The organism is Mesorhizobium sp. M7A.F.Ca.US.005.03.1.1 (assembly GCF_003997975.1).
Taxonomy (GTDB): Bacteria; Pseudomonadota; Alphaproteobacteria; order Rhizobiales; family Rhizobiaceae; genus Mesorhizobium; species Mesorhizobium ciceri.
This window is the reverse complement of record NZ_RZRO01000001.1, coordinates 149,876-167,806: the sequence shown is the minus strand read 5'-3', so window position 1 is coordinate 167,806 and position 17,931 is coordinate 149,876. Positions and strand designations below refer to the sequence as shown.

General features: G+C 61.0%; 20 protein-coding genes. 8 read left to right on the top strand and 12 right to left on the bottom strand.

The genetic code is table 11. The annotated features are described in order from the left end of the window. On the bottom strand, window positions 1-744 hold the full coding sequence (locus EN990_RS00805; RefSeq protein WP_013533176.1) for a DUF4142 domain-containing protein: 744 nt from the start codon (window positions 742-744) through the stop codon (window positions 1-3). A gap of 495 nt (window positions 745-1,239) precedes the next feature. Between EN990_RS00805 and EN990_RS00795 the strand changes: the two genes are divergently transcribed. Continuing rightward, window positions 1,240-1,494: a DUF982 domain-containing protein gene (locus EN990_RS00795; RefSeq protein WP_013533177.1), complete on the top strand. Its 255-nt coding sequence runs from the start codon at window positions 1,240-1,242 to the stop codon at window positions 1,492-1,494. 90 nt (window positions 1,495-1,584) lie between these two features. Continuing rightward, on the top strand, window positions 1,585-1,911 hold the full coding sequence (locus EN990_RS00790) for a hypothetical protein (protein WP_127366618.1): 327 nt from the start codon (window positions 1,585-1,587) through the stop codon (window positions 1,909-1,911). A 30-nt stretch (window positions 1,912-1,941) separates the two neighbouring features. Here EN990_RS00790 and EN990_RS00785 read toward each other — a convergent pair whose 3' ends face one another. The 6 genes from EN990_RS00785 to EN990_RS00760 form a co-directional block, all read right to left on the bottom strand. After that, entirely contained in the window at window positions 1,942-2,277 is a 336-nt protein-coding gene (locus tag EN990_RS00785; protein WP_244506918.1) for a hypothetical protein, read from the bottom strand. Then, on the bottom strand, window positions 2,277-2,636 hold the full coding sequence (locus tag EN990_RS00780; RefSeq protein ID WP_063171484.1) for a hypothetical protein: 360 nt from the start codon (window positions 2,634-2,636) through the stop codon (window positions 2,277-2,279). The genes EN990_RS00785 and EN990_RS00780 overlap by 1 nt, the downstream gene beginning before the upstream one ends. Beyond that, on the bottom strand, window positions 2,636-3,856 hold the full coding sequence (locus EN990_RS00775) for an Nramp family divalent metal transporter (RefSeq protein ID WP_027164011.1): 1,221 nt from the start codon (window positions 3,854-3,856) through the stop codon (window positions 2,636-2,638). The genes EN990_RS00780 and EN990_RS00775 overlap by 1 nt, the downstream gene beginning before the upstream one ends. Further along, window positions 3,853-4,308, bottom strand: a complete 456-nt coding sequence (locus tag EN990_RS00770) for a hypothetical protein (RefSeq protein WP_127366617.1) — start codon at window positions 4,306-4,308, stop codon at window positions 3,853-3,855. Before EN990_RS00770 ends, EN990_RS00775 begins: the two co-directional genes overlap by 4 nt. Window positions 4,309-4,451: 143 nt before the next feature. Next, window positions 4,452-4,682: a hypothetical protein gene (locus tag EN990_RS00765; protein ID WP_013533183.1), complete on the bottom strand. Its 231-nt coding sequence runs from the start codon at window positions 4,680-4,682 to the stop codon at window positions 4,452-4,454. An 84-nt stretch (window positions 4,683-4,766) separates the two neighbouring features. Continuing rightward, window positions 4,767-4,985 (bottom strand): hypothetical protein, encoded by a 219-nt coding sequence (locus tag EN990_RS00760; RefSeq protein WP_013533184.1) that lies wholly within the window; start codon window positions 4,983-4,985, stop codon window positions 4,767-4,769. Between the two features lie 218 nt (window positions 4,986-5,203). On the opposite strand from EN990_RS00760, the gene EN990_RS00755 reads away from it, so the two are divergent. Next, a complete protein-coding gene (locus EN990_RS00755; RefSeq protein ID WP_024502371.1) occupies window positions 5,204-7,504 on the top strand; it encodes an FdhF/YdeP family oxidoreductase in 2,301 nt (766 codons plus the stop codon). Window positions 7,505-7,604: 100 nt separating this feature from the next. Here the strand turns inward: EN990_RS00755 and EN990_RS00750 are convergent, their stop codons facing one another. From EN990_RS00750 to EN990_RS00735, 4 genes are all read right to left on the bottom strand, one after another. Then, window positions 7,605-7,823 (bottom strand): hypothetical protein, encoded by a 219-nt coding sequence (locus EN990_RS00750; protein WP_013533186.1) that lies wholly within the window; start codon window positions 7,821-7,823, stop codon window positions 7,605-7,607. Beyond that, window positions 7,820-8,083: a hypothetical protein gene (locus EN990_RS00745; protein WP_127367384.1), complete on the bottom strand. Its 264-nt coding sequence runs from the start codon at window positions 8,081-8,083 to the stop codon at window positions 7,820-7,822. The genes EN990_RS00750 and EN990_RS00745 overlap by 4 nt, the downstream gene beginning before the upstream one ends. Window positions 8,084-8,382: 299 nt before the next feature. After that, on the bottom strand, window positions 8,383-8,763 hold the full coding sequence (locus EN990_RS00740) for a response regulator (RefSeq protein ID WP_127368736.1): 381 nt from the start codon (window positions 8,761-8,763) through the stop codon (window positions 8,383-8,385). Next, window positions 8,760-11,870 (bottom strand): CheR family methyltransferase, encoded by a 3,111-nt coding sequence (locus tag EN990_RS00735; RefSeq protein ID WP_127368737.1) that lies wholly within the window; start codon window positions 11,868-11,870, stop codon window positions 8,760-8,762. The genes EN990_RS00740 and EN990_RS00735 overlap by 4 nt, the downstream gene beginning before the upstream one ends. 271 nt (window positions 11,871-12,141) lie before the next feature. Between EN990_RS00735 and EN990_RS00730 the strand changes: the two genes are divergently transcribed. After that, window positions 12,142-12,798, top strand: coding sequence for a response regulator (locus EN990_RS00730; RefSeq protein WP_127368738.1), 657 nt, complete (start codon window positions 12,142-12,144; stop codon window positions 12,796-12,798). A 102-nt stretch (window positions 12,799-12,900) separates the two neighbouring features. Here the strand turns inward: EN990_RS00730 and EN990_RS00725 are convergent, their stop codons facing one another. After that, complete coding sequence (locus EN990_RS00725; protein WP_013533191.1) at window positions 12,901-13,173, bottom strand: hypothetical protein; 273 nt, start codon at window positions 13,171-13,173, stop codon at window positions 12,901-12,903. A 207-nt stretch (window positions 13,174-13,380) separates the two neighbouring features. Here EN990_RS00725 and EN990_RS00720 point away from each other — a divergent pair, with 207 nt between their 5' ends. Genes EN990_RS00720 through EN990_RS00705 form a run of 4 tightly spaced genes read left to right on the top strand, consistent with a single transcriptional unit; the run spans window position 13,381 to window position 17,931 of the window. Beyond that, window positions 13,381-14,487: an NAD-dependent epimerase/dehydratase family protein gene (locus EN990_RS00720; protein WP_127384531.1), complete on the top strand. Its 1,107-nt coding sequence runs from the start codon at window positions 13,381-13,383 to the stop codon at window positions 14,485-14,487. After that, window positions 14,484-15,557 carry an NAD-dependent epimerase/dehydratase family protein gene (locus tag EN990_RS00715; protein WP_024502366.1) on the top strand — a complete coding sequence of 358 codons (1,074 nt, stop codon included), beginning with the start codon at window positions 14,484-14,486 and terminating at the stop codon, window positions 15,555-15,557. The genes EN990_RS00720 and EN990_RS00715 overlap by 4 nt, the downstream gene beginning before the upstream one ends. After that, a complete protein-coding gene (locus EN990_RS00710) occupies window positions 15,554-16,846 on the top strand; it encodes a TIGR04295 family B12-binding domain-containing radical SAM protein (RefSeq protein ID WP_127384532.1) in 1,293 nt (430 codons plus the stop codon). The genes EN990_RS00715 and EN990_RS00710 overlap by 4 nt, the downstream gene beginning before the upstream one ends. After that, complete coding sequence (locus EN990_RS00705) at window positions 16,831-17,931, top strand: glycosyltransferase family 4 protein (protein WP_127370016.1); 1,101 nt, start codon at window positions 16,831-16,833, stop codon at window positions 17,929-17,931. The genes EN990_RS00710 and EN990_RS00705 overlap by 16 nt, the downstream gene beginning before the upstream one ends.

Genomic DNA, 17,931 nt, shown 5'->3' with positions numbered 1-17,931 from the left:
TCACTTGCTGGCGGCAACGACGTTGCCCTGATAGTCCAGGCCGACGGCGAGGCTTTCGCCTGCCTTGGTGGCATGGCCCCGCCAGATGCCCTGGTCGTCCTTGGTAAGCTTCGACACGTTGGTATAGCCTGCACCCTCGATGCGGCTCTTGGCCTGGGCTTCGGTGAAGCTGTTTGCGCCGGGAACGAGAGCGGCGGCATTGGGGGTATTGTCGGTCTTCACCGCCGGTGTTGTCGCTCCCGTGATGGCGTCCTGCCCGGCTGCGATCTTTTCGATCATCTGCTGGTGCGTCTTCAGCGTATCGACCGTTTGCTGGGCGAATGTCTTGAGCCCGGCGTTGTCGCCGCCGCTGGCATAGGTTTCAAACAGCTTGACGGCGTCGGCATGCGCCTTGCGCTGCATGTCGACATAGGCTGGATCGATCGGTGCCTGCGCATTCTTGAGCTTGTCGAGATCGCCCTGGTGCTGGGCATCAAGCGCCGACGGCACTTTCAATTTTTGTTCGCCGGCCACCGTTGCCAGCTTGGCATTGGCCGCGCCGTGATCGCGGATCATCATCTGGGCGAAGTCCTTGATGCTCTGGTCCTGAACCTTGCCCAAGGCAATCTGGCTCGAGTCGACTTCGAACTTGCCGCCGATGGCAGCCTTGTCGACGAAGGCCTGGGCGCTGTCGGCAGCAAAAGCAGGCACGGCGAGAAGAATGGAAGCAGCGGCGAGCGATGCGAAAAATTGTCGTGTTTTCATCGGCTTTGTCCTTGCCTGGGATGCGTCGCCCTAACAGGCCAAGATGCGCTTTGTTCCGATACCCAGACGACATGCCTGCAGGCCCGGCAGCACCACGATCCACGCATGAGGCTGCCGGATTATCTCGCGTGAGATCTGCCACATCGACGTAAAATGTGGAGAAGTGACAGGCGACAGGAACGCCGGCACCATGAACCAGCGTGGCTGCAAAAAAGCCGTGGTCGAGACAAGCAGTTTCCAGGCGCCGCTATTCTACATGCAGCATGGGTTCGAGGAATTCGGCAAAGTCGAATTCGGAATTCCAGGGCATGTACGAATCTTCCTTCGCAAGGACCTGTTGTAAGTCTTGGGACGGGCGCGCACGGATGGCCATCGGCTAGTTGTTTCAAACGCCAGGTGCTCTGGAACAAACCGACGGTTGCGGAGTTAAAGCGCGTCGCGACGCGCACTCTTGCAGCGGCGTGTCGAATAGAGTGCATCCCGCTGGAGAGGCATGTGCGTACTGGACATTTCAGAAAGCCGATTGTCATTCAACCTGGCCGGATAGACCGCGACAGGGTTGTGGTTTCGGTGTCGGACGCAGCCGAAGTGCTGCTGCGGGACTGGCCAAAGCCGACATCCGAGAGGCGTCTTGCCGCGATCAGAGCGTGCCTTGCCGTCATGCGAGGCGAAAAGCCGACAAGGGCGGCACGACAGGCGTTCATCGTTGCGGCCAAGGACGCCAGGATTCTGCTGAGCGAGCAAGTCTGACCGTGGCGGGTCGCCTCAGTGCATGCAAGCTTGGTTCCGCTGGCGCCTGCAAGTGCGATACTGCCGAGATTGGTTCGAAGGGGAGAGATTATGGCTAAGGTTTCAGGTCTCACGCCTGCCGCGGCCAGAGGCGAAGTTCAGGCAGGAGCAACGCACGACAAGACGCCGGGGTTCGATCCCGCCATTGCCCCGCTTGAGACAGACGCAGAGGCCGCGGACACACAAAATCCGGTCGCTAAGACAAGTCCGCCGCGCACTCGTCCAAAATTCGAAAACGATGCCAGCTTTGCCAATGCCATGCGTCCGGTCGAAGGCGAGCCGGAACTGCGGCCTAGCGGCAACTGGCCGGTGTTGGTGATTGCAGCTGTCGTTTTGACAGCAGCCGTGGTCTTCCTGGCGGCAAGCATGCTGCGATGAGACTAATCCCGACGATGCAGCACCCACGACCTATTCCTGGAGGTCCGGCGCGTCCTTCATGCCTGAGAGTTCGGTCATTGGGCACAGCAGCCGCGGTCGCGCGGGATCGGAGATGTCGAGCTTGTCCCAAGGAATGCGGTATAGACCGTCGCGGCGGCGCAATCGGAAAAGATCCAGCACCGCCACGCCTATGGCCGAAGCCGAAAGACGCTCGAAAGCAGCGTAGACCCCGACGTGGAATTCGGTGACGACGAAATCGTCACCATCCCGTTCGGCGCGGATCTCCTCGATATAACCGACATTCTTGCCGCGCTGCGAGAGTACGCGCCGCCCCGCCAGATGCTCGAGATTGACCGTGATCATCATCAAGCTCCCGGAATGCGCCCGATGATATGGTCGCGCAACCAGTCCTGCCAGGCGAAGATCGACGTTTCTCGCACATCGATGTCGAACTCGATATCGATGCCGATATCTTTCACCTTGCGCCAGGCGATCCGATGAGGTTCGCCATGCTGCTTGCCACCCAGCTTGACCGCGAGCCGCGCCATCCAGCGCCCGGGCCGTGCGCCGAGGCGACGCGCCAGGGTGATGGAGCCGAGCTCGATGGCAATGATCCGAGGCGGCTTGCCAGGCCGCAACTGCGCCACCAAACCGTCGACCTTACCGACCTTGACCTGCTCGCGGTCGACCACCTGCTTGTCCAGGAGATCACGCAGCAACTTCATCATGTGCCTCCGAATATCTGCAGCGGGATGGTCACCACCGCCAGTACGAAGCCAAGCGCGATGATGAAGATGACGGCGGCATTTGACAAAATGCCGTTGCGATGCTCGCCGACATAACGTTTGTCGTTCAGCAGAAACAGGAACGGAACGACGGTCAGCGGAAGGCTGGCAGCCGTCAGCGCCATGGAAAAGATGGTGAGCCTCAGCGGGTCAAGACCAAGCGCGATGGGAATAGCCGCCAACAGCAATGATATCGTGTAGGTGGCGCTGAAACCCGGATCGTCGCGCGGCTTGCGATCCTCGCCCCAATTCCAGCCGAACCCTTGGGCCACAAGATAGGCCTGTTGCAACCCGACCTCGAGTGCGGCGCCGAAGCAGGCGATGGCGAGAGAAGCAACAAACAGCACGAAGCCCCAGAAGCCGAATATGGGGATCAGCATCAACGGCAGTTGGTGATAGTCGTCCACCTGGGTGACGCCATGCGTGGCGAGCACGAGAGCGGCCACGATCAACACGCCGATCGAGATGGTGCCCCCGAAGGTCATGCCCAACCCCGCTATGGCCCGATTGGCGCCGAGATAGCTTTTGTCCCACCGGTCCTCGATGGCCCCCGAGGAATAGAACATGAACAGGTAGGGCGATATCGAGGCGCCCAGAATGCTGACCGCCATGAACCAGTAATTGGCGGCATCGTGGACCGGCAGCGAAGGCACGGCGCCCCTTGCGACTGCCGTCCAATCAGGTCTCAGCATCACCGCTCCGACGACGAAACACAGCGTCACCAGACCGAGAAACGACACGCCCTTCTCGATGACGCCGAACGTGCCTTTCCAGAGCAGCAGCCACGCCAGCAAAGCCACCGGCAGTGCCCACCACTGGAAGCCTATGCCCGTGGCAAGTTCGAGCGCGATGGCAACGCCGCCGATCTCTGCGGACAGCACCAGGAAATTGACCAGCAAGGCGGCAAGCAACGGCCATAGAAAGACGTTGAAACCGAACCTTTCGCGGATGCCGTCGGAGATCGTGTGATGGCTCACGGCCGCGAACCGGCCGGACATTTCGACAAGGAAGATGATGCAGACGGTGCCAAGCACCACCGCCCAGATCAACTGGAAGCCAAACATCGCGCCTGCCTGCGCCGCCGTCGCCATGGACCCAACTTCGAGGAAGCCGCCGACGCTGGTGACGACGCCGAGGGATATTTCCATGAGCTTTTTCATGGCTTCGGCGCGAAATACTTGGCGTAGGCGGTAGCGAGCGCACGCGACGCCAGCCGTAAATCCTGTTGCGCGTCTTGGACTTCCAGCCGGTCATCTGCCTGCAGTCCGGCCTCGGCACGCGTCACCCCGACCGACAAATCATTGACTGCTTTTGTCAGAGAAGCTTGCTCGGTGGGTTCACTGATTTCGGCGGACCGGATTTGCGCCCCGACATCGGCAAGCGTCTTGCCGATCGATTGCAGCGTGTCCACCGTGTATGCGGTCGGCGCCGCCCCTGCCGCCCAGGCGTCCAGCGCCATCAACACGGTCTGCGATGCGGACGCCACGGTTCGTGATTGCTGCTCGATCTGATCGGAAGATGAGCATGCCGAGAGCATCAGCAAAAGCAGGCACAAGCAGTCAAGCCTGAGATAGCGGCGGCTAACGATCAAATCAGGCGTTTGGTGCGCCACAGAATAGTCTCCCCGACGCAACAAACCGCGGCCGGCGTGAATCTGATCTAGAGCGCTCGACGAGTCCGTCAACAACCGCGGCTCCCGATCCGGAGCACGAGGCGGTCTCAATCGGGTTTCGATTGCTAGTGGGGTGCTGAACGTCAATCGGGGCGATCCCCGCTCGAAGCGTCTTGGATTCCGTATTCGTGAATGAGGCCGAGAACCTGACTTCTGACTGTGTCGCGCGCGTCGGGCTGGATGAAAAACATCAGCCGCTCGACCGCTTCCACAACTGCTTCCGGCAGATCCGAAACCGCATCGGTGAGTTCGCTGCCATGCTCGTACATATTGTCCGTCAGCTTCTTGTCGAGGTCGGAAAGGATGCCCATCATCCGCACTCCAGATCGGTGCTGTGTTGATCTCAGTTCGACAGCGTCACGGCCAGGTCACCCTCCCCTGTTGCTGCCAGCCATCGATCACTGTTGCCCCGGCATTTCCGTGTTTTCCCTGGGATTTTTCTGGACGCCGGCAGCCGGGGCGGTATCCGCCGGGGCATTGCCGCCCTGGTTCTGCTCCGGCGCGCGTTTCAGCGGCGAGGTCTGCCATCCCATGTCAACGTAGAAAAAGCCGACGACGAAACCGACAATGATGACCGCCGCTATCACCAGCGAGATTATTGCGTTGCGTCGCTCCATTTGCGGCTCCTTCCATCGCCGAACAGCCCATGACGGAAATAGTTCCACAGGCAAGCGCCCTCAGTGAGGACCGGGTCTGGCGCTTGCCGGCCTGGCCTCCAGCGGTGGGGCGATCCGGGATTGGCGGGATTGGATTGAACCAGCGACGTTCCCATCCCGGCAGCGGGGAACAATCAACGAGCGGCGAGGTTTGGTAGTCGCACTTGCGAGGTTCTGCCATGAAACCTGCCGTTACCGATCATGTCGAAATCAAGAAATACGACCACCCGACGGGCGGCTGGGGATCCCTGTCTTCCTTGATCCGTAAAGCCTATGGCGAAGGCCTTCTGATGTCTGGGATATGGAGCACTCTGCTCAAGCAGAACAAGGCAGACGGCTATATGTGCGTTTCATGCTCATGGGCCAAGCCGGCAGAGCCGCGGCCTTTCGAGTTTTGCGAAAATGGCGCCAAGGCCACGCTGTGGGATCAGACGAAGCTGCGCTGCGGCCCCGATTTCTTTGCACGACATTCCGTCACCGAACTGCTCGATTGGCCGGATTGCGAGCTGGAAAAGCAGGGCCGACTGACCGATCCGTTGCGCTACAATGCCGTCACCGACCGCTACGAGCCGGTGTCCTGGAATGAAGCCTTCGCCGAGATCGGCATGGAACTTCGGCGCCTCGATCCGAAATCGGTGGTTTTCTATACGTCCGGCCGGGCCTCTTTGGAGGCTTCCTTCATGTATCAGCTGTTCGCGCGCATCTACGGTTCGTCGAACCTGCCCGATTCTTCCAACATGTGTCACGAATCGACCTCGGTCGGGCTTCCCAGATCAATCGGCTCGCCGGTTGGAACCGTACAACTCGAAGACTTTTCGCAATGCGACATGATGTTCTTCTTCGGCCACAACACCGGGGTGACGGCGCCGCGGCTGTTGCACCCGCTGCAGGAGGCCCGTGAACGCAATGTGCCGGTGTTCACCTTCAACCCCTTGCCGGAGCGAGGGCTCAAGCGCTTCAAGAACCCGCAGAATCCCGTTGACATGCTGTCGCCGGGGCCCGGCACGAAAATGTCCAGCGACTTCTTCCAGGTCCGCGGCGGCGGCGATATCGCCGCCATGACCGGCATCGCCAAGGCTGTGCTCGCGCTCGACGATGCGGCCCGCGAGCAGGGAAGCTCGCGTATCCTCGATATCGGGTTTATCGCGGAACATACGCATGGTTTCGCCGAATTCGAGGCCTATCTGCGCGCTGCCGCGTGGGATGACATCGTCGCCCGGTCGGGCATTGCGCGACCGGATCTGGAGCATGTCGCCGAAGTCTACAGCCGGTCCAATGCGGTGATCGGCAACTATGGCATGGGTCTGACACAGCACAGGCATGGCACCGAAAACGTGCAGATGTTGTGCAATCTGCTGCTGATGCGGGGCAATATGGGAAAACCCGGCGCCGGCATTTCGCCCCTGCGGGGTCATTCCAACGTCCAGGGCCAGCGCACCGTCGGCATATCCGAAAAACCTGAACTCGTTCCGCTCGACAAATTCGCCGAGTTCTATGCATTCGAGCCCCCGCGCGAGAAGGGCCTCGATACGGTCGAGACTTGCGAAGGCGTCATCGCCGGCTCGGTGAAAGGCTTTGTCGGCCTGGGTGGTAATTTCGTCCGCGCCGTGCCCGAAACCGGCCTCGTTGAGAAAGCCTGGCGCAGACTTGGCCTGCATGTCGAAATCGCGACCAAGCTCAACCGAAGTCATCTCCTGCCGGGGGCAGTAACCTATCTGTTGCCCTGCCTGTCCCGGTTAGAAAGAGATCGCCAGGCAAGCGGCGATCAGACCGTTTCCATGGAGGATTCGACCGCCTGCATCCATGGGTCCTTTGGATCGCGCCCGCCGGTTTCGCCAAACCTGCTTTCGGAACCGAAGATCGTCGCGGAGCTGGCCAAGGCCACCGTGCCAGACATGAGTTCGATCCCTTGGGATAAGTGGATTGCCGACTATTCTCGCATCCGTGATGAGATCGAGCGCTGCTTTCCACAGCATTTCCGCCAGTTCAACAAGCGGTTCCTGACACCCGGAGGCTTCCATCGCGACATCAAGGCATCGAAGCGAATTTGGGAAACGCCGAACAAGAAGGCCAATTTCAAGCCGCCCACCACGCTGGAGACAGATCCCGATATCGATGTCTCGGGCCAAAAGGTGCTGACGCTGATCACAGTGCGATCCAACGACCAGTTCAACACGACCGTCTACGGTTATGATGACAGGTTGCGCGGCATCCACGGTACACGCATGGTGTTGCTGATGAATGAGGCCGACATCCAGCGGTTCGGACTGACCGCGGGGCAGCAGATCGATCTCGAAACGCATGCCGATGACGGTGTGGAGCGGCGTGTGCGCGGCCTTCGTGTGACACCCTATTCCGTGCCGCAAGGCAACTGCGCCGGCTATTATCCGGAACTCAATCCCCTGGTGCCCCTATGGCATCGCGCCAAGGAGGCCCACGTTCCGGCCGTCAAGTCCGTTCCCGTAAGAATTGTTTGCTGAGGCCGGAGGCCTCGGTCCCGGCCGGAGAGACGTGTCCGGCGACCCCGCCGTTGGGCACAGAAGCGGCCGTAGCCGCCACTTGGCCTAGCCGCCACTTGGCCTAGCCGCCACTTGGCTTTGGAGATGCCGGCTGGGTTGGCTGCGTGCCTTGCTGCTCGCCGCCGGTGCTGGTCTGCGGTGTCGGGTTGGTGTCGGTCGTGGGATTCTTGTCGACCGGTTGGCTGTTCGTAGTATCCGTCTTGGACTTGGCTGGATCGGCATTATCGTTGCACCCCGCCAAGGCGAGCAATGCCGCCGACATCAATAGCACTGCTCTCATGCTGACTTCTCCTGGAGTTCGGGCGAAGCCGTCTGCCAATGACCTATTCGGTCGAACCGCACCGAAAGCCCTTGCTTGACGGCGCTTCTGGCCAGCAGATGGTCCAGTTCGGCATCTTCAATCGGACTTCGTACGACCTGGCGGATGGCTTTGCAGGCAAGTTCCGTCGAGACGAAATCATATCTCCTGCTCCTGGCTACAACATATTGTTCGACCAGCATTTTTACGCGCCTGAGCGCGATTTCTTCGGCGAATTGCATTTTGTTCCTCCTGCACGCCGAACTGCCGAACCGGTACGTTGTTCCCACCCCGGTCCAAAAACATGATCGTCGAGATGATTAAAGGCTCGCGCTTTCCAACAGAAAGCGCGAGCGGATCAGGCTGAGGGGGACCCGATCGTCCAGCATCAAACGAGGGGAGCGATGACGCTGCACGGCTACCGAACTCGCACGGACTTGAGTTGTTCCACTTCGCGGTCCCTGAGGTGTTCACAGTCGAATGAACCCTAAATCGGGCGGGCCGGAGTCACCGGATCGATCGAGGCCAGCACTGCCTGAAATCACGAAGAATGCGTGTCGGGACGAAGCGATGCCAGGTCGGCCAGGGTGTTGAGAAGGGCAGCGTCGCCTGCCGGCTTCGGCACGAATTTGCAGTTTCGGAAGGGTTTGGGAACGTCACGGGGCCCAAATCCGGTCATGAAGGCGAAGGGGATACCGCGAGCCAACAGTGTTTCGGCCACGGGCAGACTTGTTTCACCGTTCAATTGAATGTCCAGCAGCGCCACGTCGACTTTGCCTGCATCGATAAGTTGACGAGCCGCGGCGACCGACGAGACCGGGCCGATCACGGGATAACCCGCCGCACGCAGGCGAGACGCGACGTCTTCGGCGATCAGCCATTCGTCCTCGACCACCAGAACGCGCGGCCTGTCGTCGCTCACGGCGCCTCCTTGTGGTTTGCCGGAAACGCGATCTGGACGCTGAGGCCGTCCTTGTGGAACGCGGTCTCGACATGGCCGCCCAGCCTGTAATCAATTTCACCCTGCAACAAGGTCAGCCCAAAGCCATTGTCTAACGGCGCCTTGACAGGAGGGCCGTCCTTTTCTCGCCAGCCAAATGTGAAACTGTCATCGTCGATCGACCATTGCACACTGACCTTGCCGTCGGTTTTTGACAAAGCGCCATACTTGGCCGCGTTGGTGGCCAGTTCATGGATGGCCATACTCAGGGAAAGCCCCTGTTGCGGACCTAGTTTGACATCCTTGCCATCGAGTTCGATCCGCTCGATGCCGAATGGTTCGAGCTCCTGCTGGAGCATTTCCCTGACCGAGGCTTCCTTCCATCTCTCCCGGGTCAGCAGGCCGTAGGCCCGCGACATGGCATGCAGGCGGCCGATCAGCGCATCCGCGAACTCCTCCTTCGTATCAGAACTTTCCCGCGTGCGGCTTGCAATGCTGGCGATCACCGCAAGCATGTTCTTGACCCTATGGTTGAGTTCCGAGATGAGCACCTGCTGATGCTCTTCCGCCTGTGCCAGAGTGGTGACATCGACAAGTGTCACCACCACGCCCTGGATCCTGTTGCCCTTGTCGCGATAGGGATTGATGCGGACCATGTGGAACAGGCCCCTGGCATCGCGTGCCAGATGGTGATTCAGGATCTCGCCTGTCTCAAAGACCTTGTCGATGTGCTGCTTCAACTCGGGGTAGTCGAGCTGGCTAGACAGATCCGTCAGCGGCCGGCCGACATCGGAGGGACGCAGGCTGAAGAAGGATGACGCCGCCGGCGTGAAGGTACGGACCACAAGGCTGCGGTCGAGGAAAATGGTCGCGATGTCGGTGCTTTCGAACAGGTTGCGCAGATCGCCGTTGGCGTGGTCGAGCTCCTCTATCTTGGCCGTCAACTCGGCGTTGATCGTGTTGAGCTCCTCGTTGAGCGACTGCATCTCCTCCTTCGAGGCTTCGAGTTCCTCGTTGGTGGACTGCGCCTCCTCATTGACGGAGACGAGTTCCTCGTTCGACGATTTGACCTCCTCCAGCGCGGTCTCGTATTCCTCGATCGTCGATTGCAGGCGCTCCCTGGTGTCGCGCAGCTCCCGCTCGAGATCGGCGGTGCTGTCACTGTCACGGCCGCCGCCGTCTTCCTCTGAGCGGGCCTGGGTCGGCCCCGACGGTTCGAACAGGACGAGATAAAGCGGCTCGCCATTGCCACGTTCGGTGAGCGGTTCGATCGTGAGCTTGATCGGCTGGACCCGTTCGTCGTCTTCCTCTACGATGAGGTTTTCCCGCACCACTGTGCGGCGCGTCGTCGTCGCTTCCCGCAACGCGGCGCGGAGGTCCAGTCGCAGCCCACGCCTAGCCATCGTCAGCAACTGCCGGCTGGGAATCCCTTGCGGCGCTTCGAGATATCTGCCGGTCCTGGCCGAATAATAGACGACATCGCCCTCGGCGTTGACCAGGACATGCGGCGGAGCGAAGCGCTCCAGCACCTGCGCCTCGACAGCCTGGCGCAGCGGATAACCGGCGGCTCCCTTCCTTAAGCCGGCGCTTTCAGAGGGAAAGACGCCGGAACGGCTCTCACCGATCAAGGCGGGCAGCCTGATATGCGGCGAGGCATGCTCGCGCGCCTGGAAGAGACGATGTTTCTTGTCGACAGTGGCAAACAGATTGTCGTGCTGCCCAACGCTTTCGGAGGTGCCGAGGAACAGGTAACCGCCGGGCTTCAATGCATAGTGAAAGACAGGGATGACACGGCTCTGGATGCTCGGGCCGAAATAGATCAGCAGATTGCGGCAGGAGACCAGATCCATGCGCGAGAAAGGCGGATCGCGAATGACGCTGTGCGGCGAGAAGATGCACAGTTCCCGTATCTCGTTGCTAATGACATAGCTCTCTCCGTCGCCGTTGAAGAACCGCTGTCGGCGTTCGGGTGAAAGCCCTTGCAGCAGGGCTTCGGGATAGCGTGCCGCCCGGGCCACCGCCAGCGCAGGCTCGTCTATGTCGGTGGCAAATATCTGGACGCGCGGAACGACCGTAAGCGTCTCCATGTGTTCGCGCAGCAGGATGCCGATGGAGAACACCTCCTCGCCCGTGGCGCATCCGGGAACCCAGACCCTGACGGTGTCGCTGGCGGTCTTGCCTTCGAACAACTGCGGTATGATCTTTCGCTCGAGCAACTCGAAGGCATCGGGGTCGCGAAAGAAGTTGGTGACATTGATCAGCAGATCGCGAAAAAGGTTCATCACCTCGCGAGCATCTTTCTTCAGCCAGTCTATATAGGCGCTGATGGAATGGACCTGGGCGATCTGCATGCGTCGCTTCACGCGGCGCAGAAATGTCTTGGTCTTGTAGCCCGAGAAGTCGTGGCCGGAGTGGCTGCGCAGAATGGCGTATATCTGTTCTCGCACCTTATCGATGTCGGCCGTATGGTCGCCATCTTCTTCCGCCAGCCCTTCCAGCGTGTCGAAGCCGCGGGCGAAAGCCTCCAGCTTCGCCCCGATCTCCTCGGCGGGCACAGCGACGTCGACGAGCCCGCTGGCAATAGCGCTCTGTGGCATGTCGGGATTGCGCGGCCCGTAGCCGTCGTGCGCTTGCGCGACAGTGAGGCCACCCCGCTCCTTGATCGCCTTGGCGCCCAGCGTTCCATCGGAATCACCGCCCGACAGAATGACGCCCACGGCATATTCGCCCTGGTCTTCAGCGAGCGCACTAAAGAAGATGTCGACGGGTTTGCGCTCTTGGGTAAGCCCGTTGGGCCGCCGCAGGCGCAGCACACCGTTGGCGATCGCCAGAGTGACGTTTTGTGGCATCACGTAGACGTGGTCAGGTACAACAGCTATGCCATCCTCGGCCACAACGACAGGCATCTCGGTGTAGCGGCTGACAACTTCATGCAACAGACTTTCTCGCTTCGGGCTGAGATGCGTGATGATGATGAACGCCATGCCGGGCTGGCTGGTAACGCCTTTGAACAAGCCTTCCATCGCGGGAATGCCACCCGCGGACGCGCCGATGCCAACGATGGGAAATCTAGTCGATCGGGCAGTCACGGCATGTCCCCCTTTCGCCGACCCGACATGAAGTCTCCTCAAGGCCGGATCGAACAGGACATAACCATATAGCGCGCAAGACGTATGGAACAAGACGTCAGGGATGACGTTGAACCCGATATCAATGGTGGTTCAATGACGAAACGCTCTGCTGACATAAAACTCCGAGCGCCAGTGGTGTCAGGGGCGCCTGGATCGCTAGCAGGTTCCGATGCGGGGCCCGTCCCGAATCGCATGCTGATGCTTGCGAAGCGGTTGCAGGCGGCCCTGGATGACAGAATTCGGAAAGCAAATCCTCTGCATTCTAACCTCCGTTGCAAGAAAGGATGACGACGTGCGCGACCTGCGGGGGCTGCATATTCTGATAGTCGAAGACGAGTGGACGATGGCGGGAGATCTTGCGCGGTTTTTCAGCAATATGGGCGCCATCATTCTCGGGCCCGCCGCAACCGTCGAACAGGCATCCAAACATACCGAAACGGCCGAAGCTGCAATCCTCGATGTCAATCTCAATGGCCGACGCGTGTTTCCAATCGCTGATGAGTTGATGCGCCGGGGTGTCCCCTTCGTGTTCTTCAGTGGCGATGACGACATCGCCATTCCCGACCATCTCCGCTACGCCAGCAATCTGCGGAAATCCTCGGGCAGCCAGGCGGTGTTCAACGCACTCTTTCCCCCGCAGGCACCGGGGCGGGCGACCCCCGGACCGGACCCGTCCGACGACGTCTTCGCGCTTTTGCCCAAACTGCGACTTGCGGCGCGCCTTTTGCTGGGAGACGTCGACGCATCGGATCGGCTCGTCGAGAGGACGCTCGAGCAAGCGATCCGGGATGTCGACCGCAGACAGCCTGGTCAATCCACTGAAAACTGGCTCAACGGCATCATGCGAGAGATGGCGAAAACCCGCGGCGCAAACCTGATGCATTAATTTTACCCTCCCTCTCAGGCTGAAGTGCTAAGCCGCGGGGCCGTCATTGTTGACCACATCTCGACAACTGGGCCGTACAGATCAGCCGCTTGGCTTGTCTCATCAGTCCTTCTGATCGCGCTCGACGAATTTGTTGAAACGGCTGGCTTTCCCCTCCCCGGTCTTGGCCTGATACAGAAAGGCCAGATCGTTCTCGTCGAATATCCGGAAGAACTCGTCCCATTCGATGGGCTCGAATGCTTCCTCAGGCTCACCGAAGTCGATCCGCAGGATGCCGCCCTCGCCTTTTGTGCGCACCACTGCCGGCCGGCCGTCCCGCTCCTCGGCCCACTTGCGAATTTCGTCGTGGTCGGTGGTCGTTTGCGACTGAGACATTGAAATCTCCTTTGATCGGCGTTGCTCCATGGGACACGCGGGCTGTCGGGCGTCCTAACAGCACAAGGGCGTCAATGTTCCAGCACCGCGCCGTGATCGCGATGCCGGCTCCCAACGAAGTCCGCCAAAGGAACTTTGTTGAAGCAAGGGAACAAACCTTTTGCCGAAAAGTTCGGGGCGCCGAGGTTACTGGTCTGAGGAGTCGTCGTGAAACGCATATTGGTTACAGGAGGCTGCGGCTTCATCGGCCGGCATGTCGCACAGGAACTCGTCGAGCAGGATTATTCGGTTCGCATCCTCGATGCGCTGCTGGAGCAGGTGCATGCGGGCGAAGCCGTCGCGCTTCCCGCCGGGACCGAACTGATCAAGGGTGATGTCCGAGACCGGGAGGCGGTCGCCGGTGCGCTGGAAGGTGTTGACGCGGTCATTCATCTGGCGGCGGAAGTCGGTGTCGGACAATCGATGTACGAGATCGCGCGCTATGTCGGCGCCAATGATCTCGGCACCGCAACGCTACTTGAAGCACTGATCAAGCACCCGGTCGAACGGATCGTCGTCGCCTCGTCGATGAGCGTCTATGGCGAAGGGCTCTATGCAACGCCAGACGGCCGGCGCATCGACAATGCCCGGCGCAAGGCGAGCGACATCAAAAGCGGGCAATGGAATCCGCTGTCGCCAGAGGGAGCCCCCCTCTCGCCGCTGCCAACGGACGAAGAAAAGCCGGTCGATCTCGCCTCAATCTATGCGCTGACAAAATACGCACAAGAACGCGCTGTGCTGATCTTCGGCGAAGCCTATGGCATCGATGCTGTCGCGTTGCGCCTGTTCAATGTCTTCGGCGCCGGCCAGGCATTGTCGAACCCCTATACCGGCGTGCTGGCCAACTTCGCTTCGCGTCTCGCCAACGGCCAACGGCCAATGATCTTCGAGGATGGCGAACAGAAGCGCGATTTCGTCCATGTGCATGACGTCGCCCGCGCCTTTCGCCTTGCACTGCAGCAACGCCAGGCAAAGGGTCATGTCATCAACATCGGCAGCGGCCGAGCCTACGCGATCAGCGAAGTCGCACGATTGCTGGCCGAGGCCATGGGGACACCGAACCGCTCGCCCGAACTGCTCGGCAAAGCGCGCTCCGGCGATATCCGCAACTGCTTCGCCGATATTTCCAAGGCCCGTGAGCTGCTCGGTTTCGAGCCGGTGCGGCAACTGGAGAATTCGCTCGGCGATTTCGTTTCCTGGGTGCGTAACACGTCCGCCGTCGACCGCGGCGCCGACATGAAACGCGAGCTCGAAGAACGCGGGCTGGTGTCATGAACACACGCAATCGACGCGACGCGCCGGTCGCCATCGTCGGCGGCAGCGGCTTCATAGGATCGAACCTCGCCGACAGCCTGTTGTCGGATGGCGAACCGGTGCTGGTGATCGACAATCTCAGCCGTCCGGGCGTCCAGCAGAACCTTGAATGGCTGGCACAAAAACACGCCAGTCGCCTCACGGTGGAGACCATCGACGTGCGGGACGCCAACGCCTTGGCGCCGGCTCTGACGGGTTCAAAGGCAATTTTCCATCTGGCCGCGCAAACCGCCGTCACCACAAGCCTGGTCCAGCCGGGCGAGGATTTCGACATCAACCTTCGCGGAACATTCAACGTACTGGAGGCGGCGCGACTGAGCGGTGAGCGTATTCCTGTTGTCTTCGCCAGCACCAACAAGGTCTATGGCAGCCTGCCCGACGTCGCGGTCCGCGAGGACGGCGACCGCTATGTGCCTTGCGACAGCGTCATCCAGGCGAACGGCATCGATGAGGCTCGGGGCCTGGACTTCTGCACGCCCTACGGTTGCTCCAAGGGCGCGGCGGACCAGTATGTGCTCGACTACGCCAAATCCTACGGCATGCCGACGGCGGTGCTGCGGATGAGCTGCATCTATGGACCGCGCCAGTTCGGAACCGAGGACCAGGGCTGGGTCGCGCACTTCCTGCTCAGCGCGCTGACGGGACGCCCCATCACCATTTACGGTGACGGCAGGCAAGTGCGCGATATCCTGCATGTTTCCGATGCCGTCGCCGCCTACAGGGCCGTACTCGACCACATCGAGACGACCAAAGGCCAGGCATTCAATCTTGGCGGCGGCCCGGAAAATGCGCTCAGCCTGCGCACGCTGTTGAGCGAGATCCGTGGCCTGACCGGCCATGAGCTTTCAATCCGCCATGATGGCGAACGCACCGGCGACCAGCCCTTCTTCGTCGCCGACACCCGCAAGATCAAAACCGCGCTTGGCTGGATGGCCCAGGTTTCATGGCGCGAAGGCGTCCGCGACCTAGCCGACTGGCTGCAGCGCCACCGGCTCGAGCCTCACCCCGAAGCCGTGAGGTACGTCGCATGAAAATCGCTCTGGTAAACCCATTCTGGACCTACGACGACAGCATCTATTTCGGCTGCCGCCAACCACATCTGCCGCTGGAACTCGGCTATTCGAAGGCCCTGCTCGAAGCCGCCGGACATGAGGTGCTGATGCTGGATGGTCAGTTGCAGAAGCTCGACAATTCCGGTCTTTGCGAGCGGGTGGCCGATTTCGCCCCGGCAATGACTGTCGTCAGTACCGCGCCGACCTATCTGTTCTGGCGCTGCGCACCGCCGGAATTGCGCGTGCCGGCCGATTTCCTCAACCTTCTCGCCGGGCGCGGTGGACGCACGGTCGCCGTCGGGCCGCACGGCTCGGCCACGCCGGCGCCAACCTTGCGCAAGCTCGGCGTCGACATCGTCGTGCGCGGCGAATGCGAAGAAGTCGTCGAGCAACTTGCCCGGCGCGACGATTGGAGCGCAGTGCCCTCAACCGCTTATCTGCGGGATGCCAGGGTGGTTTCGAACGGCGGCGTCCACGCCAGCTCGTTTGTCGATCATCCACCCCTCGAATGGCCTGCGGACTGGATCGCAGCCCATTCGCACCACCATCACAGGTTCGATGACAATCAGGTCGGGTTCGGCGCGGAAGTCGAGGCATCGCGCGGCTGTCCCTACAATTGCAGCTTCTGCGCCAAGATCGATTTCCGTGATGCCTATCGCCGTCGAAACCACGAAGCGGTGGTCGCGGAGATCGATCGGCTGATTGCCCAAGGTGTCGGCTACATCTACTTCATCGACGAAATCTTCCTGCCGCAAAAAGCGTTGCTGGAAGCCTTGGTCGATCGCAATGTGAAATTCGGCGTGCAGACCCGCATCGATCTGTGGAAGCCCGAGCTGCTGGAATTGCTGGGCGCCGCAGGCTGCGTCTCCATTGAAGCAGGGCTCGAAAGCCTGACGGTTGAAGGCCGGGCGATGCTGGCCAAGCGCTGCCGGCTGGGCACCGAGGAACTTGCCGCGCTGCTCGTCGATGCTAGACGTCACGTTCCATTCGTTCAAGCCAATCTGATCGGCGTGGTCGAGGATGATCCCGCCCTGGTCGAGCACTGGCGAACCCACCTGATCGACCACGGCGTATGGGCCAATGAACCTGTTCCGCTTTATCCGTATCCGAGTTCGCCCAGCTATCGCGAGCTTTGGGGCGAACCCGACGACCTTGCCTGGGAGCGCGCCCATGATCACTATCTCGCATCCTTCCAGAAATTCAGTGACATCCAGGAGAAGCGGCCCCGGCCGCTGGCGGAACTGGAGGCGACATGTTGCGAACACTGACGCCGCGCTCGCGGCGCATCCTGATGACCGTCGATGCCGTGGGCGGCGTATGGCGCTATGCGCTTGATCTGGCACGGGAACTTGTGAATGGCGGCGACAGTGTGGTGCTTGCCGGGCTCGGTCCCCAGCCGACGAGGCAGCAGGCTGCGGAGGCAGAGACTTTCACCACGCTGATCTGGTTGAACACGCCGCCGGATTGGATGACCCACAACGGCGGCGACCTGGATGCGCTACCGCTAGAATTGCTTGCGCCCATGCGCGACCACGCCATCGACCTAGTCCATTTCAACGCGCCGACGCAGGCGGCGGGATTCGATGCGCCGTGCCCAGCCGTGGCGGTCTCCCATTCCTGCGTGACGACATGGTTCCACGCCGTCAGGAAACAGGCAGTGGATGGCGCATGGGCCTGGCAGAAGGAGCGCAACAGGCGTGGCTTCAATCGGGCCGACGCAGTCATCGTGCCGAGCCGCAGCCACGCCGACATGCTTGAGACCTGCTACGGCCCGATCGCGCGTCTGAGTGTCGTCGGAAATAGTGCCAGTCCGGTGCCGAAGGCCGAAAAGCGCCAACCGCTCGTCTTCGCCGCTGCCCGCTGGTGGGACGAGGGGAAGAATGCGGCGGTGATCGACCAGGCCGCGTCGCTGACGCAATGGCCCGTCTTTGCCGCCGGTTCGATGCACGGTCCGAACGGCGGGCGTACCAGCTTCAGCTATGCTGTTCCTCTGGGAGCACTGCCGTCTCACGAGGTGCGGTCCTTGATGGCGCGCGCCGGCATTTTCGTGTCGCCGTCGATCTATGAGCCATTCGGTCTGGCCGCGCTGGAAGCTGCCATGTCGGCGACGCCCCTGGTGCTTTCCGACATCGCAACCTATCGCGAACTATGGGACGGGGCCGCGATGTTCTTTGACGCGCGCAATCCGCACGACCTCGCTGCCGGCCTCAATCGTCTTTCCAGCGATGCCGAACTCAGGCGAGAGCTCGGCCAGGCAGCGATGCGACGGAGCCGCCGGTTTACACTGGCCAGGCAAGCGGCAGCCATGCGAGGCGTCTACGACAAGGCGGCCCTGGCTATGGCGGGGCGTTGA